Source organism: Candidatus Manganitrophaceae bacterium, assembly GCA_012960925.1.
GTDB lineage: Bacteria > Nitrospirota > Nitrospiria > SBBL01 > JAADHI01 > DUAG01.
Map to the genome: position 1 here is coordinate 95,295 of DUAG01000030.1, position 25,726 is coordinate 121,020.

Consider the following 25,726-nt stretch of genomic DNA (forward strand, 5'->3'; position numbering starts at 1 on the left):
TATCCACATATGTTCGCAATATTGCTCATTCTTTTCATCGTGGTCCCCTTCATCGAGATCACCATCCTCATTAAATTGGGATCGCTGATCGGATTCTGGCCGACCATAGGCATTCAGATCGGAACCGGCATCATGGGGGCCTCGCTGGCCAAACTGCAAGGACTCTTTGTCTGGAGAAAGATCACGGAAGAGCTTCAACTCGGGAGAATTCCAACACAGGACATGGTGAACGGCGTCTTGATTTTTGCAGCCGGACTCGTTCTGATGACACCGGGTCTCTTGACCGATCTTCTTGGATTCGGCCTGCTCATCCCGACCACACGGAACGCATTCAGGCAATGGTTGGAGAGGAAGTTCAAGCGTCGGATCACGATCGATGAAAACGATTTTATCCCACCGCTATGATGCCAACCCCTTTCAGCTTGGAGGGATAAACCAATGTCCGCTCATTTTCTCTGGAATGAAATCCCACCGGCACAGCCGATGGAAGGCTGCGTGGTTTTTCTCCATGGACGTGGGACGATAGGGAAAGATCTTATGCCCCTTGCGGACGAATTCTCCCTCCCCTCCCTACGGTGGATCTTTCCCGACGCGCCTCTCCCCTTCCTTGAAGATTTTGACGGACGAATGTGGTTTGCTTCGCCGCCGGACCAGCACAGCGGGATCAGAAAAAGCCGGATGCTCCTTTTCGACCTGCTCAATCACCTGATCGAAAAGGGCCAGATCTCGGCCAGAAAGATTGTCCTGATGGGATTCTCCCAGGGGGCAGTGGTCAGTCTTGATGTGGGGCTCCGGTTTCCGAAACTCCTCGCCGGTCTCGTCGCGATGAGCGGCTTTCTCTCATCCCCCGAAGCGATTCCAACAGAAAAATCACCGGCATCCGCCAAGATGCCGATCCTCCTTGTCCATGGGTCGGCAGACGCCGTCGTCAACGTAAATGGATCGCGTCAGGCTTTGGACACACTGCGAAAGGAAGGGTACACGGTCGATTTAAAGGAATACCCCATGGGGCACCAGGTAATCTCGGAGGAGATCACACTTATCCGAAACCATCTGATCAAATTTTTGCAGCTTCAATAGATCCGAAGCGTTTAGATGGAGGATACCACGAAAATATTCCCACTGATTTTACTCCTCGCCTTATTGACGGCTCCCATTCACGCAGAAGAAGCACCCTAGGGACTCAGGGCATTGAACCCTTTTCTGTTTGTGACAAGCTTTCGATCTGGAAATCCAGACGTTCCAGGGCCTTCTCTTTTCCAAGAACCTCCAGCACATCAAAAATTCCCGGACTCACGGTCTTCCCTGTCACGGCTGCACGGACCGGTTGGGCAACCTTGGCCAGCTTTTTATCCATCGACGCACTGATCGACTTGAAGACCTCCCGAAGCGGGTCATGCTCGAATGGAATTTTTTCTAATTTTTCACGGACGGTCTTAAGGATCAGCAGATTCTCGACCGTCAGAAACTTCTGCGCCTTGTCATCAAACGAAATCTTGTCTGAAAAAAAGTAGAAGGCCGATTCGGCCATCTCTTTCAGGGTTCGTGATCGTTCACGAAGGGCATTCACCACCCTAAGCAAGTGATCGGGGTCGAGTTGGCCGGGATCGATACCAAGCCCCTGCAGATGAGGATGAAGCAATTGGGCAATCCGTTCGAGATCACCGGTCTTGATATAATTCGCATTGATCCAGAGCAGCTTGTCCTGGTTAAAAATGGCGGCTGAGGATCCGACGCGTTCCATCGAGAACTTCTCGATCATCTCCGGCAATGTAAAGAGCTCCTGGTCCTTATGAGACCAGCCTAGGCGAACCAGGTAGTTGACCATCGCCTCCGGCAGGTAACCCTCCTCACGGTATTGTTGTACAGAGGTCGCGCCATACCGCTTCGACAGCCGACTTTTATCCGACCCTAGGATCATAGAGAGATGGCCGAATCGCGGTTGGGCGTACCCAAGGGCTTTGTAGAGCTGGATCTGCTTCGGAGTATTGTTCAAATGGTCATCCCCGCGAATCACATGGGAAATCTGCATATCGACATCATCGACCACAACACAGAAATTATAGGTCGGGCTACCGTCCGATCTCATGATAATGAGATCGTCAACCGTCCTGCTGTCAAAGACCACTTTCCCTTTGACCATGTCATCGACAACAATCTCCCCTACGGAAGAGGCCTTGAAGCGAATCGCCGCAGGACGCCCAGGAACAGGGGCCGTAAGCTGACGGCAACGCCCATCGTAGCGCGGGACCTGCCGCGCTTTGAGCGCCTCCTTTCTACGGGTGACCAACTCCTCAGGGCTACAGTAACAACGATACGCCTTCTCCTGCTCTAAAAGGGTCTCAACCTTCTCCCGATAGACGTCGAAGCGGGCGGTCTGACGGACCGGATTCGCCTCTGATCCTTCCCAGAGGTCCCAATCAAGACCGAGCCACCGCATACCGTCAAAGATGGCCTCAATCGCCTCATCGGTCGATCTGGAGAGATCGGTGTCTTCAATCCGGAGGAAGAATTTCCCTTTCGCATGACGGGCAAAGAGCCAATTAAAAAGGGCGGTTCTGGCACCGCCTACATGAAGAAATCCGGTGGGGCTGGGCGCAAAACGAACGCGAACCTGATTCATCTATTCTCCGAGTAGACCAAAACTAAAGTCGCTTCCAATAAAGTGACGAATTATCGCATCTTTCAGTAAAAAAGTAAAGTTTTCGAGGGTTTACTTGACAAAAGTGTATCCCCTTGATAGCTTTTATTCGTTATCCCAAACCTTCGGAAGAATCTATTATTTTTTTCATACCACAAGACAATTATTAATTGTAAAGGAACATACGATGAAACTTCCGATGCGCCCCTCTGCGAAACAATCCTTTTGTGAACCGACAAAAAAACTCCTCCTGTTCCTGATAATCACCTTTCTTGTGGGTTGCGGTAGCCTTAACTTCAGCCAAATCAGTCCGGAAGCCAAAGACTTCCATCCAAGAACCATCGCCGTCCTTCCGGCAACAGTCGGCCAGTATGAATCGGCCAGAGATATCGTTGATGTGGCCGTTTCCCGGAACCTCGCCGATCGCGGGTGGTTCGAAAATGTCGTCGATGTCACCACGATTAAGACCCGAACATTAGAAACCCCGAAGCTCGCGATCGACCTTTCGGCCTACATCCAGAGAATCAATACCCTGGGGGTATCGGATTCCGAGATGGCGAAACGGCTGCATAACAAGCTGAAGGCCGACGCGCTGTTTCTGACCTATATCACTTCATGGGGCTATGGCCGAATGGAAGGGAACAAGGTGGGAAGGGTCGGTCTCGGATTGAAACTGGTAGACGCCTCAAAAGGAACGATCATCTGGAAAGCCAACCATGAACTAACTGAAGATTACCTCTTATTCAAGCCGAAACTTGAGGAGATTGCAGATGACCTTCTGGAGATTCTCATCAATGAGATGCCACATTAAGCTAACTTAGAGTAGGAGTTCTAACCGTATGAAGAAGGAAAGCCGGCTAAAACGCATGTTCTTTTTCTCGCTTGTCTTGTTCTCCCTGCCGTTCACAGCGATGGCCGGGGAATGGCAGATTATCGGGCCTAAGGCCTTAGGGATGGGAGGAGCTGGTGTCGCCGTCGCCAACGACGCCACCGCCAGTTATTGGAACCCCGCCGCCTTTGGGTTTTTTAGCGATCCAGGCGGTGGAGATTATGGGCGTCGAGACTGGAGCCTGCAATTGGTGGATATCGGCGTCGGGACCAAGAGTCATGAAGACTTCGCGGTCTTCCTGAACGACCTCTCAAAATTCGATTTTACGGTCCTCGGTGCTGCCACGATCCCCCTGGACAAGGTTTCCGACTTCATTCAACTCCTGGATACGCTCAGGGCCTTTGACGAGAATCCAAACAGAGCCTTGACTGTTATTGAAAATGCCGGCTTCAGGACACAGTTTGGCCATTTTGGACTCGGCGGATCTGCCTCGCTCGATGTCACCGCAAGAGCAATTATTGATCTTGTCAATATTGCGCAAACAAATGCCACGACAACAACATTTACCATCGCTGATTTTACAGACCCGACAAATTTTTCCTGCTTCACTTGCAGTACGACAGTTCTTAATGGAGATACAACCGGACTTAGCGTCTTCGAGGAAACCGCTTTAAATACTCATCTTACCGCCACACTAGAATGGACCTCCGCTCAAGCAATCGGGTTCATCAACGCCGTGGATACCGGTTTGGCCGCCGCACCTCCAGGTACGACAATTCCACCTGACATTGCCACACAGATTGAGAATGTAGCCACTCTGGCAAATAGTATCGCAACCGGCCCAACTTCCGGGGGAACCATCGAAAACAACACGTCGACAATCCAGTTCAAGGGAATAGGCATCGCCGAATTTCCTCTGACCTATGGTCTGGCCCTCTCAGATGACCTTGCCATCGGCGGAAATATCAAGTTTATGAAAGCACGCGTCTATAATTTCGCCCCGAAGCTTTTTGACACTAATTTTGACACCGCCCTCAATGGCGCGCTTGACGATTTTGTTGAAAGTACCAACTTCGGTGTGGACCTCGCCTTCCTCTACCGCCCTGGAGACCGTTTGCGCTTCGGAATCGTCGGCCGGAATCTGAATTCCCCCGAGTTCGACATGAAGGTCGTCCTCCCGGGCGATCCGGACCATCTTACGGAAAGGCCTCAAATTCGGGCCGGACTTGCCTACAAGCCGACCCGCTTTATCACCCTTGCTGCTGACCTAGATCTTACAAAAAATGGGACAACAGTTGGGAAGGGTTTTGACTCCCAGACCTTGGGTGCGGGAATCGAATTTGCCTTGAACAAGGAACTTCCCTGGTATTTTCGCTGGATCATTCCAACAATTTATAGAGGCGGCGCATATAAAAATCTTGCTGAAAGTGATATCGGCCTTGTCTATACTGCCGGAATCGGATGGGACCTTCTCCTCTTCAATTTCGATATCGCCGCGGCTATCTCAAAAGAGACAACCAACATCGACGGTGACGAGATCCCGGAGGAGGCAAAGGCCGAATTCGCCCTCACAATGCTCTTTTAACCTCATCCTCTCTCTATCTTTCCATCCACCATATTGAACACCCGGTCCGCCTGAAGCGAGAGTCTTTCATTGTGGGTCACTAGGATGAAGGTCATCCCTTTTTTCCTGTTAAGCTCCTTGAGCAATCCAAAGATCTCATCACTGGTATGGGTATCGAGATTTCCCGTCGGTTCATCCGCCAGGATCAATTTGGGCTGAAGAACCAGTGCCCTCGCGATGGCCACCCGCTGCTGTTCTCCTCCAGAGAGTTCCCCCGGTTTATGCCTGAGGCGGTGAGAAAGTCCGACGGAATTCAACATCTCCCGTGCGGCCGTCTCAATATCTCCACGATTCATCCGCCGGATCAAGCCGGGCATCATCACATTTTCGAGGGCTGAAAATTCGTGAAGGAGATGATGGAATTGGAAAACGAATCCAATTTTCTTATTCCTGAATCCCGCCAGTTCCGCGTCAGAATGGCCAAACAGATCGACACCATCAAAAGTAATCTTCCCCGAACTTGGTCTGTCGAGCCCACCCAGGATGCTTAGGAGCGTACTCTTCCCGACGCCGGACGCGCCGACAATCGCCAGAACCTCTCCTTCTCGGATCGTCAGCGACACCCCTTTGAGGATGACCAGTTCCTCTCCGGCCATGGTAAAAGATTTATAGAGATCGGTGACCTCGATCAGAACACTTCCCTGTGATGCAAGCGCCTCACTCATAACGCAGCGCCACGACGGGATCAAGCTTTGCGGCCTGCCGGGAGGGATAAATCGTCGCGAGGAGCCCAATGACCATCGCCGACACGGAAACCAGGATTACATCTAAAGCGTGAAGTTTGACCGGGAGATGGCTGATGTAATAAACATCTCCCGGTAAGGTATAAAACGTCTGAAGGACCCAGCAGATGGAAAGTCCCAGGGGAATACCCAGGAGGACACCCACGCCGCCGATAATCAGCCCTTCCAGCATAAAGATCCGCGTAATTGATTTTCGGGTCGCCCCCATCGCTTTCAGAATGGCAATTTCCCTGCTTTTTTCGACAACCGTCATCGTGAGGGTGCTGACAATATTGAACGAAGCAACCAGGATAATTAAAATCAGAATAACAAACATCATATCCTTTTCCATCTCCAGCGCTGTGAACAGGTTCCGGTTAAGTTGCATCCAGTCGCGGGCCTGAAAAGGAAAATCCAGGCGTGATTCTATTTCCTGAGCCACCTCAGCGGCAAGGAAGATATCATTCACTTTCACCTCGATTCCGGTAACAACATCGGAAAGATTAAAAAATTTCTGCGCCTCCCGGATCGAGACATATGCCAGAGAAGAGTCGTATTCATACATCCCTGAATCAAAAATACCGACCACATGGAATTTCCGAATCTTCGGGGTAAAGCCCATTGGCCCGCCAAGTGACTCCTCAATCGAGCTTCCATCCTTTCCAACCGGTGAGATGACATTGATAATTTCTCCCCGGAACACCCCGAGACGCCCGGCCAGCTCTCTTCCGATAATAACACCAGGATATACCCTTTCAGGTTCAACATCAGATCCGGATCCGGTCAAACTCTCCAAGAGAAGAGGCGGGGGCGGGTCCATCAAATCATTCAATGTACCTTCCACCATATTTCTTCCAATCTCCGTCACCTCATTCTCTTTTTGAGGATCAATCCCCCTGAGGACGACTCCAAAAACATTGGACTGCGAGGAAAGCAAAACCTGCCGGAAGATAAAAGGGGTCGCCGACTTGACGAGTGAGACTTCCTCAACTCTTTCAACCAGTCTTTGATAGTCGCTGATGTTGTCCCGGGTCCGGTCAGTGATTACAATATGAGAATTTGTTCCCAGGATTTTATCCCGCAGATCTTCCTTGAAACCGGTCATGACGGCAAGGGTCGCGATTAAAGCCGCAACGCCCACCGTGACCCCGCCGATCGAAATCACGGTGTTCAGCGAAGCTCCCTTTCGGCGACGTTTCGCCTTCAGATACCGAAAACCAATAAAAAATTCATAGGGAAGGGACATCAGGTTTTTCCTTTAAGGTGCGGACTAATCCCGGCTTGCTATCGTCGTGCCGCTGTTGGAGGATTGAGGCCGCATTTGGGGAAAGAGGATCACATCCCGAATCGAGGCCTGGTCAGTCAATAACATGACAAGCCGGTCAATTCCGATGCCTTCCCCTGCGGTGGGAGGCATCCCGTATTCCAATGCCTTTAGATAATCTTCATCCATCTGATGTGCCTCCGGATCACCCGCATCCCGCTGGGCCACCTGGGCCTCGAACCGGGCCCGCTGATCCTTCGGATCATTCAATTCTGAAAAAGCATTGGCGATCTCGCGGGAGGCGATATACAACTCGAAACGCTCTGTGAGTTCAGGTTGTTTCGGCTTGCGTTTTGCCAGTGGAGAGATCTCCGTCGGGTAGTCAATAATAAAGACAGGTCCCGTCAACTCAGGCTCAACGGTCTCCTCAAAAAGAATATTGAGCTGTTTCCAGATAGAATCCTCTTCTTTGACAGGGAGTCCGACCCGGAGCAGGAGATCGGCCACCTTTTTGGCGTCGGCAAGATCATCCAAGGGCACCTCATGCTTGCGGGCGATAGCCTCAAGGTAGGGAAGGCGCTCCCATGGAGAGGTAAAATCAATCTCTGTCCCCTGATACGTAAACCGCGTTTTCCCCAGAACCTCCTGTGCGACCGTTGAAAAGAGCTCTTCCGTCATCGTCATGAGTTCTTCGTAGTCTGCATAGGCCATGTAGAATTCCAGCATCGTGAATTCGGGATTGTGGATGGTAGACATTCCCTCATTTCTGAAATTTCGGTTAATCTCAAAGACCCGTTCGAAACCTCCGACAATGAGGCGCTTTAAATAAAGTTCCGGTGCGATTCTCAGATAGAGATCAACATCAAGCGTGTTGTGGTGTGTTACAAAAGGCCGCGCGGCCGCGCCGCCCGGGATCGGATGCATCATCGGGGTCTCCACTTCCAAGAAGCCCCTTTCCTTCAGAAAGTTCCGGATTACATCAAGAATCTTCCCGCGCTGGATAAAAACCTTCCGAACATCCGGATTCGCGATGAGATCAACATACCGCATCCGGTAACGCAACTCGACATCGGTGAGTCCATGCCATTTTTCCGGAAGCGGATAGAGGGATTTTGAGAGAAAGGTGAGCGTGCTCGCTTCAAGGGTTAATTCATCCGTCTTTGTCCGAAAAAGAAGACCATCTATCCCGAGTGTATCCCCGATATCCACCTTTTCGAAAAGTGCGCTTCCCACTTCCCCAAGGCGATCCTTTTTAAAATAGACTTGCAGGCGTCCCGAAGCATCCTGAATGTGCGCAAACGCAGCCTTCCCAAATCGACGAAGCGAAATGAGCCGCCCGGCAATCCGGTACGATACCGGCTGTGCCTCAAGCGACTCTTTTGTCGCGGCATTATATTTATCCAGAATCTCAAGGAGAGCTGTTTTTCCGCTAAACCGTGCACCATAGGGATCGATCCCGGCCTCGCGGAGAGCCTGGAGCTTTTTAACCCGTTGGGTATATTGATCATTCTCTGTCCCCATCTGACAACTCCTTTTAAAAAACAAAGCATTATAGAGGATTCAATGAAAATACGTCAAGGTTCTTGAGGTCTCTCATTTCACCGTCGGATCTTGAGCGCTTTCTTATCCCTTTCGTTCCCGCAGCCACGTTGAGAGATCCTCCGTCTGCTGCGCCTTGAAGCGAATACCGAGCTGGATAAACTCCAGGGTTTGACGAAGCGACCGCTCGGCAGAGGGGAGCTTATTTTCCGGAGCCGCGAAAAAGGCCTCCACCTCCCCATACCATTCCTGCCCCCACAAAGAACGGGTAGACTGTAAAATCCGCTGCGCACCGACACTTCCTCCTTTTTCACGCAACTCCTTCCAGTGACCCTGGACGAATTTCCAGGTCTCCCCTTGCGTCACCGCATTCGCAAAGAGTGCCCGGATCGGTCTCCAGGAATCCTGCGCCCGAACGTCTTCTGACAGGACAAAGTCCAGGACCCTTCGGGTGAGGGCCGGTTTCTGGAAGTCTGCAAGTGCGATGAGGTAGCGATCCCGATCTTCGGGAGTCTTACTGGTCTTAATTTTATTGAGATACTGCTCAAAACGCGTCCCGCCATCGGTTCGCGCGCAAAGACGGATCAGGGGAGTCGCCAGGGTCGAATCAAGAGATCCCCGCTTTGCGAGATAAAGGATCTGGCGTCTGGGAAGTTCTGAAAGAATCTCGACATCCTGGACGATTGCCCCCATCACCCAAAGCGCGGATGCACGGGCCAGACGCACATCATCGCTTTCCCCCGATGCCGGGTCCCATCCCAATTCCTTCCAGACCGGAAAAATGAGACTTTTGGCCAGAGAGACAAAGGCGGAGCGATCACCGGATAAAACCAGGTGATGTGATAGTGTTTCGAGATATCCAGTCATCGCCTCAACGACAACACGCGTTTTATCTCCCTTAAATCGGAAAAGTATCTCCATGAAACGAGAAATCGGAAGTGCGCCATTCTTGCTCAAGGCCCAGTTATGGTTTAAAATTCCGATCCGCTCGGAAGGTGTAAGCTGTGCCGCAATAACCGGTTGTAGCTTATCCCGCAAACGGGAATCATAATCAGTCCTCAGATATGCGCTCTCTCCAGCATTCCCAAAAACCCAGCGAACCTCACTCTCTCCGGGGAGACGACACCGTGTCGTCTCGTCTGAGATAAGGAGGCGGTGCACATGGGTCCCATCGGAATCTTCATACTTGAGGCTGAATGGAATCGTCCAGCGACTTCCCTCATTACCCTCTTCCTGGCCGGAGGCGTGAAATCGTTTCTGTGTGAGGATTAATTCCCGCAGATCGCCGTCTCCGGCCTTGACCGTGACCAACGGAAAGCCCGGTCGCGTAAACCAATCGGTCGCAATGGCCGATACCGGTTGACCGGACGCCGATTCCAGGGCTTTCCAGAGCGCCTCCGCCGGTGCATTTTTATACTGATATTGTTTGATGTATTGTCGAATACCCTCTCGAAACGTCTCCTCCCCCAGAAATTGCTCAACCATCCTCAAACAGGCCGCGCCTTTTTCATAGGTCAGCGCATCGAACATCTCCTCGATCTGAGCACTGCTTGCCACACTGGCTCGAATCGGCCGAGTACTCTCTAGGGCATCCAGTGCAAGCGGGATCTCTTTTTCCTGTTGAAACTCCACCCAGGAATGCCACTCCGGCCGCCATTGATCGACAATCTTACAGGCCAGCCAGGTTGCAAAAGATTCGTTCAACCAGAGATCGTCCCACCACTCCATGGTCACCAGATTTCCAAACCATTGATGAACGATCTCGTGGGTAAGCACATTGGCAACGCGACGCTGCGCCGTCGTCGAGGCGGTATCCTTATCGAGCAGGAGACAGGAATCCCGAAAAAAGATGGCCCCCCAGTTCTCCATTGCACCCATCGCAAAATCAGGAACACAAACGAGGTCGAGCTTTGGATAGGGATAAGGCAGATCAAAATAATCATTTAAAAGGGGAAGAACGGAGGAGGTGACTTCCAAGGCAAACTTCCCGAGATGAAGTTCTCCCGGAAGCGTCCAGATTGCAACAAGGGTCCCGGCAATCTTTATTTCCTCCTTCTCCAACTTCGCAACCGCCAGGGCCAGAAGATAGGTCGACATAACGGGCGTTTCATCAAAGACAAGCTCTTTCATCCCTTCACTCTGAATTTTATCCTGTTTCTCTTCAATCACCGGCATGTTCGAAAGGGCCGTAAGATTAGAAGGAACGCACACGCTTAGGCGAAATCGGGCCTTCATCGCCGGTTCGTCAAAGCAAGGAAAAATCCGTCGGGCGTCGGTCGCCTCGCATTGTGTAAAGGCGTAGGTCTCTCCTTCTGCATGGGCCTCATACAGTCCTCGCATCTGCCGGTTCAACCTGCCGGAAAAAGAGATGAAAAGCCGGGCCGTACCGGCTGGGACCGGTTCTTTCAATGAAAGACAGATCGTTTCTGAGGGAAGATCCTTCTTGATCCGGACAGAAATCGGGTCAGACTCCCCCTCTTGAAACTTCACCCCACCAATATTCAAGTCAAGAGAATGAAGAATAATTTCCCGGACAGGCGCATCAATACGAAGGTCAATCTGAACACTTCCGGAAAAAGTTTTTTCTTCAGGAAGAACTTTTAGTGCAATCTCATACAGGACAGGCCGGACACAATCCGGCAAACGGTCTCTCTTCACTTCTTTCATATATTCTCCCTTAAATATTATCCGTAATCATTCTTCGTGAGGCATTACTCCACGATGAATTTACCGCGCATCGAACGGCCATGCAGACCACAATAATAACGACACACAACCCTCTTATAGAAGATCTTCTTGAAGCGCTTTCCCGGGCCAATCGGTTCCGACCTGAAGGCACAGGGCCCCGATTTCGCGTCCCCCACAATGGAGTGGGAAATATTATCTTCATTTTTCCAGATAATCTTTCCCGCCAGGGGAACGCGGATAGGATTTGGGGTAAAGGCCTCATCCCCCAGAGATTCCGCTTTGAGAACAATAGAAACCCGCCGGACCTGAGGGTCAGATGGAAACTCGCAACCCGCCGATCCCAAAGAAAACATAAACAACCCCAGCATAAAGATGCGGTGACCATCCAACAACATCACACTTTCCTGATGACGGCTTTATTTATAGAACTTCTGATTAAGTCTTGGTTGGTACGCATCGCGTAAGCATAAAATCATTTAAGTTCAACTCGTATCGAAGAATCCTCCCCATTCTTATAGGACGGTTCTTCCATTTTTCAGGAGATAAAATGTTTCAATTCAAGACTCAAATCGCAGAGGATGGTTCTCGCGAAGCCATAGCCGCTATTGTCAATATTTGCAACGCAGAAACGGGACATTTTCGCCCTGAAAAAACAATCTATGACTTATTCAGAGGGTCCTTTAGTATCAGAAGATACACTGAGAAAGGAATCAAAGCAATATGACGGGACCTGATTGTCCCAATAGGACAACAAGACCCGTGTCGTTTGGCGTCATCCATGAAAACTTGATCTTCCAGAAAAATTGACAAAGCAATATTTTATGGTACTATTGCCGTAGATTCCCCTCAGTAAGGGAGTCCCGGTGCGCGACGTGCGCCGTGGATTACCATATGTAATCCAGATAAAGGCAAACCGATCGAAAGATCGGGACGCAAAGTCACAAAGCTTCACCTTCTTTCTTTCAGTCGGAAGGTATGCTGGTTGGGCCACCTCGGATAAATGGAAAAACTGAAGTTTTATCGAGTGGCCCGTTTCTGAAGAGAACGGGCTTTTTTTATGAGTGTAAAAGGGCAAGGCAGTTCTTAAATACTTCACCTGTCCAAATCACTCTTGAAAAAAGCCTCTTAGATTATCATAGGAGGATCAACTATGGAAAAGGAAGGAAGCAGACAGGGAAACTTAGTCAAATGTTCACTGAACTGCCTTCACAATGAAAGGGGAATGGCTTTAGTCATCTCATTGCTAATGCTTGCTATAGTCACTACAATCGGCATGGCATCCATCATGGCGACCTCCACTGAGCTGCATCTTGGTGGAAATAAACGAGTCACCGCAGAAACACTCTATGTGGCAGAGGCCGGCGTACAGCATGCCCTTCGGGAGCTCAAGGGACAGGACTTTGATGTGGTTGTTGCCGCCAATGTCGGGCAGTCCTGGATCACGGTAAGTGATTTCAACGGAACCCCAGGCATGGGATACACGGTTAAGGTCTCCAATACCAGCGATTCGGGAAACGTCGCAGATACAAACAGTATTTTTGTCACCTCAATAGCAGTGAATCCTTCCGGTGGATCAAAAACCATTGAGGCGGAGGTCAGCAATCCGGCATTAACTTTGCCCATTAACGCCTCCATGAGCGTTTCCGGAAACTTTAGCCGAATTAAATTCTCCGGAAACGCCACGATCAACGGCGACCTTCCGGCGGACGAAACACCTGTCGTTGGGAGTGACTGTGCAGAGCACAAAGCTGGGATTTCAGTTGATTCGATGGACACCTATACCGATATTGATGTGAAGAAACACGCAGGTGATAACATTACGGGTATCGGACTGAATCCCAGCATTCAACTTCGTCCGAGTGATATGAGCCCGACCATGGTCCAGAATATCGCCTCACTGCTCGGAGAAAAGGCAGATCAAACAATTATTGTTGATGATAAGAAGGTCAATAATGATGATGTCGTTTGGGGAACAGTTGATGATCCCCAGGTTACAGTCATTATGATGACTGGGGAAGATGTAAGGATGAAATTTAATGGCAACACAACAGGATACGGTATTCTCATCATCAACAGTGAAACATCCAAGAAAGGACGGGTTGAATTTAATGGCAACTTCGAATGGAACGGTCTCATCGTTATCACGGGGGACGCGGGGTTCGATCGCATAAAGGCAAACGGCAATGATTCCATCACCGGGGGAATCATCCTTGCCAATACCAACGAAGATACCAGCGTGGAAAACTTCAGAATTAAGTCTAATGGAAATACAAGCATTCAGTACAGCTGTAAGGCCTTGACAAACGCCATTGGCCACGCACCATTAATACTGAACTCATGGCATGAGCTTTAAACAAGGGATCCATGGCAAAATGCACAGGGTACGACAATCCTCGCCCCGAAGAGGCGAGGATTGTTCAATAGATCAATCTGGAAGTAATTTTCTACTTAGGACTCTTGACCTTGAAAAACCGACGTAATTATTACCGAATCTTACAAGTACAACCGGACGCCCCTCCCGAGGTGATTAAGGCAAGTTATCGAACCTTGATGGGCCGCTTGAAAAACCATCCCGATTTGGGAGGCACAGCCACAGCAGCCGTATTGATTAATGATGCCTATCAAACATTGAGTGACCTTAAAAAAAGAGCAGACTACGATCAAGGTCTGTTTGAAAAACAGAGTAAGCGTTCCGTATCCGGTACTACCAAGCAGGAATCAATAAAAAAAGAAGCGTGTCCTGTCTGCGAAGAGGATGGCAAGGGCTCTCCTGACCTCTTTCATGAAGGCCGGTGTCCGGTATGCGGAAAGCGGGTCCAGGAAAAGTCTCATCACAGCACTCAAACATCTGAACAGAGGGAATCCGACCGTCATCAGAAAGAAGGGAATCTCTCTTATCAATACTTTCAGTCTGAGAAGAAACATTCGGGGAAACTCATTGATCTTTCGTCAAAAGGGGTGCGATTTATCTCTAAAGAAAAAATGGCCCGCTCTACGGAGCTCAAAATTGAATCACCCTTATTGAAGGGGACCGTCAGAATTACAAATTGCCGAGAGGCGTGGTCACAGAACCGCCCCGTTTATTTTGTGGGAGCTCGATTTGCGACAGTTGAATTTTATCGATCCCGTGGGACATTCCTCTCCATAAAAGTTTAACCTAAGGAAGCTCCGAATAAGTCTGGGTTGCGTTTCTCAGGTGATAAAATATTCCGATTCAAGGCAAAAATCGCAGAGGATGGTTCTCGCGAAGCCATAGCCCGCTATTTTCAATATTTGTAACGCAGAAGCGGGACATTTTAGCCCCGAAAGAGCGAGTCATGACTTATTCAGAACTTTCCTAAGCACCCTCCGATAAATCATGCTACAATTTAAGGCTTGATCCTATCTGGAATATCTAATATTGTTGTCGATCATTAATAATGAGAGGACGCTGAACGGTGTTTTTTATCAATGTTGCCCTTGTGTTCTTTGGGGTTGTGGCCATACTGTCCGCCTTTGGCGGTGATACGCTCGGTCAATCAACCTTCGCCTTTGATGATGACCGGTGGTCTCCAGACAAAGTCGCCTTTTTAAATAGAATTACCCCCAGAGGCTGGATATCCCTTTTCTGCCTTGTTATTGCGCTCGGACTCGGCATCGCAAAGGATAAAATCCACCAACAAACAGTAATAAAGGAAACGACATCTCGTGAGAATCTGGAAGAAGACAATTCCCGGCTTCATGAACGGGTCGCAGACCATGTAATGGAAATTATCGCGCTCAGAGAACGAATCGAGACAACAACCAGAGATATGGCAGAGATGTCGGATGATCTCAAAAAAAAGCAACTCGTCTCTTTTAAATCCGCATTCAAGCACGCATTCAAACCCCCCAGGGGAATAGATGACGCAGTCGTGCTCCTGGACGGCCGCACAATAATTCCTATCCCATCACGCTATCGAGATCAGATGCAACTCTATTGGGAAGACGAGTTCAAATTGACCACGACGATTAAAGATCCTTCGGACAGAGACCTTGAATCAATTAAATTGAAGGTCGGAGGAAAAACGTATACCCTCTTTGAAAGTCCGAATCCCGGTCCTTTCAAGGTCAAACTTCGTATTAAAGGAAACTCACCAAGGCCGATGGAGGCATCAATACTGAATCCACTCCAACTGAGTGACATGACGCTGAGGATTTTTGTTCGTACCGCGGAACTCTCTAAGGGCCAAGAGAGATTCAAACGTCTAATACTCACCGGACGTTTTCCTGCGCTTGGAAAGAAACTTTACAAGGTGACCACCCCTGATATCCTCAACGTGCGGTCAGACCCTGCCACAACATCTCAAATTCGCACGCGCCTTTCCAGCGGCTCATTCGTACATTCAATACAGACTCAGAATGAATGGACTGAGGTCAGGACCCCGACGGGAAAGCAGGGGTGGGTCCTGACCCGACTTCTCACTGAGATCGAGTAAAAAAAGATCCGACCGTAAGCACGGATTTGGCTCAATCCCTCCCACGACACATATCCTTAAGCCCTTCTGCAATTCTCTTAAAGTCGCTCCACTTATCCACCTCCCTGACTTCAAGGACATCAAGGCTCTGAGGGTCGGGTTTGGAGACAAGCACCTTATCGGCAATGATCCTTGTTGTTTTACAATCATTTTGACCGAGACTCGCGAATGCCATGTTGAGCATGGCATTCAGATCTCTGGGTCTTATTAAGAGCGCGATCTTTAATATCCGTTCTGCTTCGCCGAATTCACCCAGTCCTCCAAATAAATTGGCATAGCGCGAAACCGCCTGAGCGACCAACCCTATGGCCAGAGAAGGCTCCTCATGAACAAGCTTCAAAATCTCATTATGTAGAATTCCGCTCGTTTCTGAAAAGGCGATAAATTCTGTTGCCACTGCCGCTGAGCCGAGCTTTTCCGACAAAGCATCCAGGAAACCGGGTGGAAGATCTTTCCAAATACTGCGAGAATTAAAAACCTCGATCGATGTAAGAACCTTAGCCGCGGAAATAAAAGAAATCCCCAAAGAAAGGGACAACCCGAAGAGGACAAATAAAATAGAAAGCATCCTAAAACAGGATTTTATATTTTTACGACCTGGCCTTGATCTTGTCATTAATATATCTCTCTCTTGACTCACAACCCGCCCTCTATAGAACGTGAATTCAACTTGTAAGTGCAACTCTTTCAGTGCGGTGAGGAGACAAACTGCGGCAGCATCATGGTTTTACCGCCAAGCGAGAGGAGCACAGATGCGCTACACGCTGCTTAGCCAAGAAAATCACTGGGATTTAGAACTCCCTATGAGGTATTCTTTGATACCTTTACTTCTTTAACCGTTGCACTCCAAACTTGAATCCGAGATTCTTCACAACCAATTTTTAAAAATTAATCTTTGGCGTGAGCTTGGAGTTGATCAAGCTGTGCCTGGAATCTACGCATCCTGGTGTTGACGCGTGAAAAACTTCTATCTAATTTCGTCAGCGCCTCACAAATAAATGCAATGCTTGCGGTCGCATCCGGGTCCTTAACAGACCGGATATTTTTTAATTCTTTTAAGCTCATCTGAAACAATCACCCTGCGCCCCTCCCTCTCTTATTTCAAAATTGACGATCCCCACCGCCGAGTCGAAAAAACTCTAGACCCAATATAAAAAACTATTTTATTTTTCATTCTCTCGCTAACCCCGACTTAATAGTACGGGGATTGCGTTTGCACCCCCATCATAATGAAAGCGGTAAAGGGACAAAATGCCCTCTTTTTCTCATCTTGCGATGAAGGATGGAGACAAGCACAAAAATGAATACAAGAAAAAGAACTCTCCACCCTGCTTCAGACACCTCCAGCGCGGGATTCAAGGGCGTATTCCGTTCAAGATAAAATTGAACGACCCTGAAATTGAGCAGCCCGTGAAAGAGGACACTGGGCACGAGGGATTGTGTTGATTCATACAAGCAGGAAAATAATAGACCGAAAACAAATGTCGTTTGAGAAAAGTGGCCATGTCCCAGCATAAAGAGAGTGGCCGTGAGAACGATCGCAATAGTGGAGCCGACCCTGCGCCGTATCGGGCCGTATAAAAAACCCCGAAACACAAGCTCTTCCAGCAGGGGTCCAATCAGTACCAGAAATAAGACAGGAATCCAGAGAAACCCCACGCCAAATTCGGTTTCAATCAAGCCTAGCAACACACCACCACCGAGCATAGTCTGCCTTTGACGAACGATCACCCACTCGAGAATGGCCGGCAGTTTGAGGACCGTGACCAGAGTAAAAGAAACCAGATAAAGAAACGCATTCCCGATAATGAAGTAGCCTAAGATCCATCGAAAACCCATCACCAGTTGTCGCGGAAGCTGATGGAAAGAAAATCCAAGCACCGCATAGGGCTTCCTGATAAAAGTAGGATAAAGAATCAGAAGGATGACCAGAATAACCGCCTCAATACCGATATAGCCTAACCATATTGTCGGCCGATCCGGCGACAGGACCCCGGCAACCATACCCACCAAGTGTATCAGTATCGCAGGAAAAATACCCAGCCAGATACTCCAGGTTTGGTAATCAAAAATCGATCGCCCCATTGCAACAACACTTTTATTGGGTGAAAAAGACCATCCCAACCACCCTAGAATGGCAAAATACAAGATACGAAGCGTCATATTTTCCATGCCTGTAACTAAGAATATTGACCCCTGACTCTCGATGACCTCAGGGGATTCAAAATATTTGCTCCTACGGCTCCCAGAGCCAGGTGATCTTGGTGAGGATGAGGAGGGTGTCGGCAGCCTTTTGACGGGCGGGATTGACAATGAGGTAGAACCAGCTATTTTCCCTATACTCCCACGAAAGACGGAGGTTTGCGGCGAGGGAGTCGTCTTCTTTGTCCCATTGTATTAATCCCTGCAGCAAAAGCCGATTGCTCAGCGACCAGGCGATATTCCCATCCACTATCTGAGAGGTAAACTCGCCTTGGGGAAGATGGACCTGGTCGATCTCCAAACCGGCACCCACCTTTATGCCCTCAGCAGGTGCGGCCGTGAGACTGAGATCGATAGAGGCTTTACGTCCGTCAAAGAAACCACCCCACAAGATACTGGCAACAGTGGAAAGAGGCCGTCGGCTGTCGCTGAAGAAGAAAATGCTGTAGTGGGTATAGGTAAATGTCCCCGCCGGAATCAGAATGCCGGGACGAATCTGAAAATCTTCCGGGAGCCGCTCTTTTTGGGGATCGACACTAAACAGGATAAAATCTCCAGATCGAAAATCGGCCTGAATCCGATTGTAATTGCTCCGGTATAAAAAGTTGCCGTTGTCATCAGTTTGATGGGTCATCTCGGTCTTGAAGCCGATCTCCCGAATCAATCCTTCCCCCAGCTGTGGACGGATATCGACAAAACCGAAGGTCTCAATCAGATCGGTCTGCCGAACGAAGCCCAGTGCCGGAGAAAAGGTCTCATCTATCCGAAGATGGTTGAGTCTAATTCGCCAGAAAGGGTCCCGCCATTGAATCTCACCGAAGGAGGCCTGACCCCGTTCTCTACCAGTGTCTCCCTCTGAGTGGAGCCAGAATGCGTTCGTCGTCAGATGAGTATTGGGTGAGAGGGCTCCATCCACTCCAATCGTCTCACTTCCGGAGTCGCCCCGCACTCCCCGTTCCGTTACGATCAATCCAACATTTGAGCGGAGACCGATATCACGCGAAAGGCGGAGGACGCCAAATCGTTCTGCGGGGTTTCCTCCCTCCGACTCGGTTTCCATGAGAAGCATCCCGACCCCATATGGACCGATTTTCCCACTCAGCTTTCCACCCACCAGGATGGGGATGGCCTGCCGGCTGATGAGACCGATCCGGCGGCTGAAGAAGGGCTGAATCCGACCGGAGAGGCCAAAATTATAAAAGCCTTTTCCTTCAAGGAAGAACTCTCGTTTCTCAGGGAAGAAGAGCGGGAATCGGGTCAGGTTGACCTGGATGCGATCGACTTCTGTTTCGGCAAAGTCAGTATTGTAGGTCAGATCCAGTGTCATATTTGTCCGGAAGCGATACCGAATATCTAGTCCGCCATCCAAGTCAGTCTCAGAGATGTGGTTAATCCCGGTTTTGTCGTTTACATAAGACCCTTTCGCATAGGGCTTGATCGAGAAAGGCCGGACCTGGGTAAGCGGATTAACACCTCTGAGATGTCCCGCACGCGAGACCTCGAAAAATGTTTGTTCTGCACTGAGCGGGCTCCAGAACGAGATCTCTTTCAGATGAGGAACACGACGGCGAAATTGAATCCCCCAAGTCTGTGCATCGCCCGACCTGAACCGGAGCGTCTCAAATGGAATTCTAAACTCAGCAGACCACCCAGTGGCCGTCCGCCGCGCCGCAACCTCCCACTTCCCGTCCCAGTCCCGGTTGACCTGAGACCCCTCCTGGCTGACCAGTGCGTCGGCCATTGCCGACAAAGGCGTGGTTTCAAAAAAGAACCCGTTCTGGTGGTCATGGTAGGTATCGATTAAAACCGCAAAGGCATCGCTCCGATCAAAAAGCGCATCCTCCTGCCGCTCATCACCCTGAACAAGGTCTGGCCGGGGGTCACTCAAGAAGGCCCCGATGTAGAGATTCCCTTCATCATAGGCAATACGAACCTCTGACGCCGTCAACGAAAGAACCCCGACAAAGGGCTCCTGTTGTGTAAAAACAGTCGCGGAACTGCCCTCCCGCCAAACCGGCTCCTGCAAAAGGCCATCGATTCGTATCGAATTTACTTCCACGGGGATCGCCTCGAAGGAACCCTTTAGGGGCTCCTGTGCAAGAATGTCCCCTACCCCTGAAAAAAAAAGGATCACGACGAACAAGACCGAAAGGGGATCACTCTTTTCCACTTTTGTTTGTTTCAACCATGAAAAAAGCATAATGTGAGAGTCTAAAAAAGAAGCTGAGAAAAGGCAAGAAATAAAATATGAGTTTTTACTTTACGATCCCACACTTAAGCAGTTAAACTACGCTTAATCTAATCTGCATGAGAGGCTTCCCATTGCGAAAATTTCTCCAGGGGTTCATTCTCCTTTTTTTATTCATGGGCTGCGCGAAGAAAGATATTCCACTCCCCGACCACCCTGGAGGGCAGTTATACAGCGGAATTGCGCGGAAGGCCATCCGATGTGTCAAGTGTCATGGGACGCGGGGCGAGGGAAAATTCAGCGCCCCTGCCCTCGTGGTGTCCGGCAAGACGATGCCTTCCGAAAAGTTTACAGTCACCGTTCTCAAAGGCCGCGGAAGAATGCCTCGCTTTGAAGACCTGCTTACGAAAGAAGAGATCGCTCAGATCATCGACTGGCTGGAGAAGGTTTCGCCCCTGTAAGTTCCTTTACAGAAAAAGAACGGAATCTCCGGGCCAAACCCTGTCAACTCACTTCACTCGCATGTATTACTTGCCTTTTCTCTCATCTACTCTCTCCCTCAGCCTTTCATCCTAATTTCACCAGGGCTTTAATTCTTTTCTGTCCTCCAAACCGAGAAAACACATAGTAAACGTTCCCATTTGAGATCACTTTTCATGAACATCAAGAATCTCCAAAGACCTTTCTGCATTCTGCTCGGGTTGATATCCATATTCATCCTAACCGCTTGCGGGGAAAAAGCCTCTGCAGGGCCTGAACTCCCACCAGGATTGTTTATCGATTCCTCAACACAAACATTCCTAAAGACTTCATTTACTGAGACCAAAGGGTGTGTCGAATTGGAAATGGGACAATATGAAGGGGAGTTTGAAAACATCTCAGTGGTCCTGATGCCCCCTGTCTTCCCGTGCAAGTTTTACGCTGCTGGGTGTAGCGGCGAATATGTTGCGCCCAATTCTCTCAAGGTCGGAAGCCTCCATGTATGGCGCCATGAGGTGATTCACTATCTTCTCTTTCTCAACACAGGCGATCCGGACGCATCTCACCAGAGCCCTCTCTTTAATAGCTGTGTTTAGTTTTATGGAACCCCTGATTAAGTCTGGGTAAATTTTCATGAGATAAAATGTTTCGATTCAAGGCGTAAATCGCAGAGGATGGTTCTCGCGAAGCCATAGCCTGCTATTTACAAGATTTTCAAAGCAGAAGCGGGACATTTTAACCTTGAAAAAACAATTCATGACTTATTCAGAGGTTCCCTAAGATGCCGGGTCGAACATCCTTTTTGCGGACAACGACAGAAGGGGAATGAGCGGCAAGTTGAACCGGCACGTCACTTTTTGAGCTTATCTAGAAAGCTCCGGCGTAATTTTTCAAGCTTGGGGGCGATGACGGCCTGACAATAGGGCTGGCTCGCGTTCCCTTCGTAGTAGGCCTGATGGTAGTCTTCCGCAAGGTAAAAGATCGAGAGTGGTGACAACTCGGTTACAATCGAATCCTCCCAGATGTGGGCTGCTTCAACCTCTTTCACGACCTGTTCGGCAACACGCTTCTGTTTCTCTGAGTGAAAAAAGATCACCGAGCGGTATTGTGTTCCCGCATCACCCCCTTGGCGATTCAAGGTGGTCGGATCATGCAGTGTAAAAAAGACCTCCAGGAGGTCTTTAAACGAGATTTCCGTTGGATCAAAAGTTACCTGAACCACTTCGGCATGACCCGTCGTTCCAGCGCAGACCGCCTGATATGTCGGATTGGATACCGTACCACCAGAGTACCCTGACACCACCGTTTTTACTCCCTTCAACGCGATAAAGACCGCCTCAAGGCACCAGAAACACCCTCCGCCCAGTGTCGCCACTTCCATAGTTACCTCCTATTTTTCCCCATAACCGCCGCCGCCTGGCGTTTCAATGATAAAACGGTCACCACAAACAAGCTCGAGCCGATCAGCCCCCGACATATTCACAATGCTTCCATCAGCCCGAACCACCCAGTTCCGGCCCAGGCTTCCCGGCAAGCCGCCCGCAAGACCATAGGGGGGAATCTTCCGACGGTTTGACAGGACAACAACTTCCAGTTTCTCAAGAAAACGGATCTCTCGTCTTACCCCGTCTCCCCCGCGATGAAGACCTGCGCCACCGCTTCCTTGGCGAATCTCAAAACGTTCGAGGAGAACAGGGAAACGACACTCCAGTATCTCCGGATCGGTCAATCGGCTGTTCGTCATATGCGTCTGGACGGCCGGGGTCCCGTCAAAACCCGGTCCCGCTCCGGAACCGCCGCAGACGGTTTCATAATATTGAGTATGCGCATTCCCAAAGGTAACATTGTTCATTGTTCCCTGGGATGCAGCCATCACCCCCAGGGCACCGTAAAGGACATCGACAATCACCTGTGAGGTCTCCACATTTCCGGCCACCACGGCCGCCGGGTAATGCGGACTTAACATCGAGTCCTCCGGGATAATGATCTCAATCGGCCTGAGACAGCCCTCGTTCATTGGAATGTCATCGTTAACCAATGTCCTGAAGACATAAAGAACCGCTGCCCGGCAGACGGCCTTCGGTGCATTAAAATTATTCGGCTGCTGTGGACTCGTACCGGAGAAATCAACGACGGCGCGGCGTTTGGCTCGGTCGATCCTGATCTCAACCCTCACCTTGCTCCCGTTGTCCAGGGCAGAGGTAAAGCTGCCTTCCTTGAGGACGTGGATCACACGCCGTACAGACTCCTCTGCATTTTCCTGAACGTGGACCATGTAGGCTTGGACCGTCAAAAGACCGAAGTAATCGATCATCTTGTGGAGTTCATGTATCCCTTTCTCATTGGCCGCAACTTGTGCACGCAGATCGGCGATATTCTGATCGGGGTTGCGTGCAGGATAATCACATGAAAGAAGTTCTTCGCGCAAGCCCTTCTCGTTAAACCGTCCATCCTCAACCAGTTTAAAGTTGTCGATCAGGACCCCTTCTTCCCCAATCCTTTGACTGTTGGAGGGCATCGATCCAGGGGTGATCCCGCCGATATCGGCATGGTGTCCCCGACTTCCGACAAAGAAGAGGATCTGATCTCCACCCTTTTTAAAGACCGGTGTCACCACGGTCATATCAGGAAGGTGGGTCCCGCCGTTATAAGGTGAGTTAAGGAGGTAAACATCACCAGGACCCATTTTTCCCCGGTTTGAATCAATAATGGCCCGCACGCTCTCACTCATCGAACCAAGATGGACCGGCATGTGGGGCGCATTGGCGATGAGATTGCCTTGATGATCAAAGAGGGCACAGGAGAAATCAAGGCGTTCCTTAATGTTGACCGAATAGGCCGTGTTCTGGAGCCTTACCCCCATCTGCTCGGCAATCGACATAAAGAGATTGTTAAAGACCTCCAGCATGACCGGATCACATTGGGTCCCGATGGCGACGCCCCGAGTGGGCAGTGTCTGACGTGTCAGGAGTAGATGTCCACGTGAGGTACAGACCGCCTGCCAGCCGGACTCTACAACCGTGGTCGTATAAGATCCACTGATGATGGCCGGACCAACAATCTTATCTCCCGGTAGGAGCGCTTCGCGCTTGAAAACCGGAGTATCGCAAGTCTCCTCCCCGATATGGGCTACCACCATCGTGATCGGTTCCAATCTGCCATCACCCCGCATGGGTCCTTCGGCTTCCGAAGGTGTAACAACAGACGCGCCAATCACTTCAATCGCCGCCGTTTCAACAATTATCTTCTTCGACGGCATGATAAAACCGTAACGCCTCCGATAAGCCATTTCGAAGGCAGCGGCCATCTCCCGGAGCCTTCCAAAGTCGACGGGAATCGAAGTATCCGTCCCCACATATTTCAAATACAACTTCCGCCGAACCGTGATCCGATCTAGCGGTACAGACTGGTGCAGCATCTGCTTCGTCCCCGTTCCGGAAAGTTGGTCGAGCATTGCTTTGATTTGCTGCATCGCCCTTTCACTCAATTTCACCTCGACCGACTGCTCCCGCAAGATCCGCTGATCAGCCAATCCCATGCCATAGGCCGAAAGGAGACCTGCAAATCGGTGTATAAAAATTGTCTTGATCCCGAGCGCATCGGCGACCTGACAGGCATGTTGTCCGCCCGCCCCGCCAAAACAATTAAGGGTATATTCCGTCACATCATAGCCACGCTGGATGGAGATCTTCTTGATCGCATTGGCCATATTTTCGATGGCAATCTTGAGAAAACCCTTCGCAACCTCGACCGGGGTACGCACAAGGCCGGTCGCCTCTTTAATCTCTTTGACCAGGAGAGCGAAGCGTGAACGAACAATATCGGCATCTAATGGCAAATCCTGATTTGGCCCGAAGACGCTGGGGAAAAATCGGGCCTGGATTTTACCCACCATCAGGTTACAGTCGGTGACTGTCAAGGGTCCGCCGCGGCGATAGCAGGCCGGACCCGGGTCCGCACCGGCAGAGGCCGGTCCGACCCGGTAACGTAAACCATCAAAGAAACAAATGGATCCCCCACCCGCCGCAATCGTATCGATCTTCAGCATCGGGGCACGCAGTCGGATCCCGGCAACCTGAGACTCAAATGACCGTTCGTACACACCATCAAAATGGGCGACATCAGTAGAGGTCCCCCCCATATCATAGGTGATCATCCGCGCAAACCCGCTCTCGCCACCACTCTTCACCGCCCCGACAATGCCGCCCGCCGGTCCGGAAAGAATGGCATCCTTCCCATGAAACAGCCCCGCGTCAACAAGTCCGCCATTCGACTGCATAAACAAGACCTTCACACCTCCAAGCGAGGCCGAAAACTCAGAAATATACCGTTTTAAAATGGGAGAGAGGTAGGCATCAACAACCGTCGTGTCGCCACGGCCAACAAGCTTAATCAAGGCACTGCACTCATGGCTGGTCGAGATCTGATCGAAACCAATCGTTTCCGCAAGTTTCTTAAGCTTTCGTTCATGATCCGGATACCGGTAAGCGTGCATGAAGACGATGGCAATCGATCGAAAGCCCTGGTCATAGGCTTCCTGGAGCTCCTTATGAGCCGCGTCCAGGTTTAAAGGAATCAAGACCTCACCCCTGGCCATAACCCGTTCTTCTATCTCGACCACCTTCTCATAAAGCTGCTCCGGCAAGATGATCTCCCGGTCGAAAAGTTTAGGCCGGTTTTGATAGGCGATAGGAAGCGCGTCCCGAAAGCCCCGTGTGATCGCCAGGAGGAGACCTTCTCCCTTCCGCTCAAGAAGGGCATTTGTGGCCACCGTCGTCCCCATCCGGACGACTTCAATGCATTCTGAAGGAATCGTTTCATCCGGGCGTAGCCCGAGTAGGTCACGGATGCCTTGTACGGCCGCATCACGATAGCGTTCTGGATTTTCTGAGAGGAGTTTATGCGTTCGAAGCGTGCCATCTGGCCGGCGCGCGATGAGATCGGTAAAGGTCCCCCCCCGGTCAATCCAGAATTGCCACCGACCGTCACTGTCCTCCGAGTTTTTTTTATCCCTTACGGCACCCATCCTCAAGACCTCACTTTACCATTGCTC

The 25,726-nt window shown here is 50.2% G+C and carries 20 protein-coding genes and 1 riboswitch; of the genes, 9 read left to right on the plus strand and 11 right to left on the minus strand.

The features are described from left to right. Positions 1-9: 9 nt before the first annotated feature. Both EYQ01_04165 and EYQ01_04170 read left to right on the plus strand, forming a co-directional pair. Positions 10-405, plus strand: a complete 396-nt coding sequence (locus EYQ01_04165; GenBank protein ID HIE64998.1) for an FxsA family protein — start codon at positions 10-12, stop codon at positions 403-405. 33 nt (positions 406-438) lie between these two features. Continuing rightward, positions 439-1,080: an alpha/beta hydrolase gene (locus tag EYQ01_04170; protein HIE64999.1), complete on the plus strand. Its 642-nt coding sequence runs from the start codon at positions 439-441 to the stop codon at positions 1,078-1,080. Between the two features lie 103 nt (positions 1,081-1,183). Here EYQ01_04170 and gltX read toward each other — a convergent pair whose 3' ends face one another. Further along, a complete protein-coding gene (gene gltX / locus EYQ01_04175; GenBank protein HIE65000.1) occupies positions 1,184-2,623 on the minus strand; it encodes a glutamate--tRNA ligase in 1,440 nt (479 codons plus the stop codon). 205 nt (positions 2,624-2,828) lie between these two features. Between gltX and EYQ01_04180 the strand changes: the two genes are divergently transcribed. Together EYQ01_04180 and EYQ01_04185 are read left to right on the plus strand one after the other, a co-directional pair. After that, on the plus strand, positions 2,829-3,452 hold the full coding sequence (locus EYQ01_04180) for a hypothetical protein (protein HIE65001.1): 624 nt from the start codon (positions 2,829-2,831) through the stop codon (positions 3,450-3,452). A 28-nt stretch (positions 3,453-3,480) separates the two neighbouring features. Next, on the plus strand, positions 3,481-5,055 hold the full coding sequence (locus EYQ01_04185; GenBank protein ID HIE65002.1) for a hypothetical protein: 1,575 nt from the start codon (positions 3,481-3,483) through the stop codon (positions 5,053-5,055). 2 nt (positions 5,056-5,057) lie between these two features. Here EYQ01_04185 and EYQ01_04190 read toward each other — a convergent pair whose 3' ends face one another. From EYQ01_04190 to EYQ01_04210, 5 genes are all read right to left on the minus strand, one after another. After that, a complete protein-coding gene (locus EYQ01_04190; GenBank protein HIE65003.1) occupies positions 5,058-5,759 on the minus strand; it encodes an ABC transporter ATP-binding protein in 702 nt (233 codons plus the stop codon). Continuing rightward, positions 5,752-7,062 (minus strand): FtsX-like permease family protein, encoded by a 1,311-nt coding sequence (locus EYQ01_04195; protein ID HIE65004.1) that lies wholly within the window; start codon positions 7,060-7,062, stop codon positions 5,752-5,754. Before EYQ01_04195 ends, EYQ01_04190 begins: the two co-directional genes overlap by 8 nt. A gap of 24 nt (positions 7,063-7,086) precedes the next feature. After that, a complete protein-coding gene (lysS, locus tag EYQ01_04200) occupies positions 7,087-8,601 on the minus strand; it encodes a lysine--tRNA ligase (GenBank protein HIE65005.1) in 1,515 nt (504 codons plus the stop codon). 102 nt (positions 8,602-8,703) lie between these two features. Beyond that, positions 8,704-11,286 (minus strand): M1 family peptidase, encoded by a 2,583-nt coding sequence (locus tag EYQ01_04205; GenBank protein HIE65006.1) that lies wholly within the window; start codon positions 11,284-11,286, stop codon positions 8,704-8,706. Between the two features lie 44 nt (positions 11,287-11,330). After that, positions 11,331-11,675, minus strand: coding sequence for a hypothetical protein (locus EYQ01_04210; GenBank protein HIE65007.1), 345 nt, complete (start codon positions 11,673-11,675; stop codon positions 11,331-11,333). A 529-nt stretch (positions 11,676-12,204) separates the two neighbouring features. Next, positions 12,205-12,302, plus strand: a riboswitch (cyclic di-GMP riboswitch). A gap of 155 nt (positions 12,303-12,457) precedes the next feature. On the opposite strand from EYQ01_04210, the gene EYQ01_04215 reads away from it, so the two are divergent. From EYQ01_04215 to EYQ01_04225, 3 genes are all read left to right on the plus strand, one after another. Beyond that, positions 12,458-13,660 (plus strand): hypothetical protein, encoded by a 1,203-nt coding sequence (locus tag EYQ01_04215; GenBank protein ID HIE65008.1) that lies wholly within the window; start codon positions 12,458-12,460, stop codon positions 13,658-13,660. A 71-nt stretch (positions 13,661-13,731) separates the two neighbouring features. Further along, positions 13,732-14,463, plus strand: a complete 732-nt coding sequence (locus EYQ01_04220; protein ID HIE65009.1) for a hypothetical protein — start codon at positions 13,732-13,734, stop codon at positions 14,461-14,463. A gap of 281 nt (positions 14,464-14,744) precedes the next feature. Further along, a complete protein-coding gene (locus EYQ01_04225) occupies positions 14,745-15,764 on the plus strand; it encodes a hypothetical protein (protein HIE65010.1) in 1,020 nt (339 codons plus the stop codon). A 31-nt stretch (positions 15,765-15,795) separates the two neighbouring features. On the opposite strand, the gene EYQ01_04230 is transcribed toward EYQ01_04225, so the two are convergent. From EYQ01_04230 to EYQ01_04240, 3 genes are all read right to left on the minus strand, one after another. After that, entirely contained in the window at positions 15,796-16,371 is a 576-nt protein-coding gene (locus EYQ01_04230) for a hypothetical protein (GenBank protein ID HIE65011.1), read from the minus strand. 656 nt (positions 16,372-17,027) lie between these two features. Beyond that, complete coding sequence (locus tag EYQ01_04235; protein HIE65012.1) at positions 17,028-17,975, minus strand: CPBP family intramembrane metalloprotease; 948 nt, start codon at positions 17,973-17,975, stop codon at positions 17,028-17,030. 64 nt (positions 17,976-18,039) lie between these two features. Then, positions 18,040-20,205 carry a hypothetical protein gene (locus tag EYQ01_04240; protein HIE65013.1) on the minus strand — a complete coding sequence of 722 codons (2,166 nt, stop codon included), beginning with the start codon at positions 20,203-20,205 and terminating at the stop codon, positions 18,040-18,042. Positions 20,206-20,312: 107 nt separating this feature from the next. Between EYQ01_04240 and EYQ01_04245 the strand changes: the two genes are divergently transcribed. Beyond that, positions 20,313-20,654 (plus strand): cytochrome c, encoded by a 342-nt coding sequence (locus EYQ01_04245; GenBank protein HIE65014.1) that lies wholly within the window; start codon positions 20,313-20,315, stop codon positions 20,652-20,654. A 384-nt stretch (positions 20,655-21,038) separates the two neighbouring features. After that, positions 21,039-21,269, plus strand: a complete 231-nt coding sequence (locus EYQ01_04250; protein HIE65015.1) for a hypothetical protein — start codon at positions 21,039-21,041, stop codon at positions 21,267-21,269. Between the two features lie 254 nt (positions 21,270-21,523). Here the strand turns inward: EYQ01_04250 and msrA are convergent, their stop codons facing one another. Both msrA and EYQ01_04260 read right to left on the minus strand, forming a co-directional pair. Continuing rightward, positions 21,524-22,054: a peptide-methionine (S)-S-oxide reductase MsrA gene (gene msrA, locus EYQ01_04255; GenBank protein ID HIE65016.1), complete on the minus strand. Its 531-nt coding sequence runs from the start codon at positions 22,052-22,054 to the stop codon at positions 21,524-21,526. A 9-nt stretch (positions 22,055-22,063) separates the two neighbouring features. Beyond that, positions 22,064-25,699 carry a 5-oxoprolinase gene (locus EYQ01_04260; protein HIE65017.1) on the minus strand — a complete coding sequence of 1,212 codons (3,636 nt, stop codon included), beginning with the start codon at positions 25,697-25,699 and terminating at the stop codon, positions 22,064-22,066. Positions 25,700-25,726 lie beyond the last annotated feature (27 nt).

Excerpts from the sequence above, each read along its gene's own strand:
- EYQ01_04165 (HIE64998.1), top strand. The coding sequence starts at position 10 with ATGTTCGCAATATTGCTCATTCTTTTCATCGTGGTCCCCTTCATCGAG.
- EYQ01_04235 (HIE65012.1), bottom strand. The coding sequence starts at position 17,975 with ATGGAAAATATGACGCTTCGTATCTTGTATTTTGCCATTCTAGGGTGG.
- EYQ01_04205 (HIE65006.1), bottom strand. The coding sequence starts at position 11,286 with ATGAAAGAAGTGAAGAGAGACCGTTTGCCGGATTGTGTCCGGCCTGTC.
- gltX (HIE65000.1), bottom strand. The coding sequence starts at position 2,623 with ATGAATCAGGTTCGCGTTCGTTTTGCGCCCAGCCCCACCGGATTTCTT.
- EYQ01_04180 (HIE65001.1), top strand. The coding sequence starts at position 2,829 with ATGAAACTTCCGATGCGCCCCTCTGCGAAACAATCCTTTTGTGAACCG.
- EYQ01_04260 (HIE65017.1), bottom strand. The coding sequence starts at position 25,699 with ATGGGTGCCGTAAGGGATAAAAAAAACTCGGAGGACAGTGACGGTCGG.
- EYQ01_04190 (HIE65003.1), bottom strand. The coding sequence starts at position 5,759 with ATGAGTGAGGCGCTTGCATCACAGGGAAGTGTTCTGATCGAGGTCACC.
- EYQ01_04170 (HIE64999.1), top strand. The coding sequence starts at position 439 with ATGTCCGCTCATTTTCTCTGGAATGAAATCCCACCGGCACAGCCGATG.
- EYQ01_04240 (HIE65013.1), bottom strand. The coding sequence starts at position 20,205 with ATGCTTTTTTCATGGTTGAAACAAACAAAAGTGGAAAAGAGTGATCCC.
- EYQ01_04230 (HIE65011.1), bottom strand. The coding sequence starts at position 16,371 with ATGCTTTCTATTTTATTTGTCCTCTTCGGGTTGTCCCTTTCTTTGGGG.
- msrA (HIE65016.1), bottom strand. The coding sequence starts at position 22,054 with ATGGAAGTGGCGACACTGGGCGGAGGGTGTTTCTGGTGCCTTGAGGCG.
- EYQ01_04215 (HIE65008.1), top strand. The coding sequence starts at position 12,458 with ATGGAAAAGGAAGGAAGCAGACAGGGAAACTTAGTCAAATGTTCACTG.
- EYQ01_04250 (HIE65015.1), top strand. The coding sequence starts at position 21,039 with ATGGGACAATATGAAGGGGAGTTTGAAAACATCTCAGTGGTCCTGATG.
- EYQ01_04245 (HIE65014.1), top strand. The coding sequence starts at position 20,313 with ATGAGAGGCTTCCCATTGCGAAAATTTCTCCAGGGGTTCATTCTCCTT.
- EYQ01_04195 (HIE65004.1), bottom strand. The coding sequence starts at position 7,062 with ATGTCCCTTCCCTATGAATTTTTTATTGGTTTTCGGTATCTGAAGGCG.
- EYQ01_04185 (HIE65002.1), top strand. The coding sequence starts at position 3,481 with ATGAAGAAGGAAAGCCGGCTAAAACGCATGTTCTTTTTCTCGCTTGTC.
- EYQ01_04210 (HIE65007.1), bottom strand. The coding sequence starts at position 11,675 with ATGCTGGGGTTGTTTATGTTTTCTTTGGGATCGGCGGGTTGCGAGTTT.
- lysS (HIE65005.1), bottom strand. The coding sequence starts at position 8,601 with ATGGGGACAGAGAATGATCAATATACCCAACGGGTTAAAAAGCTCCAG.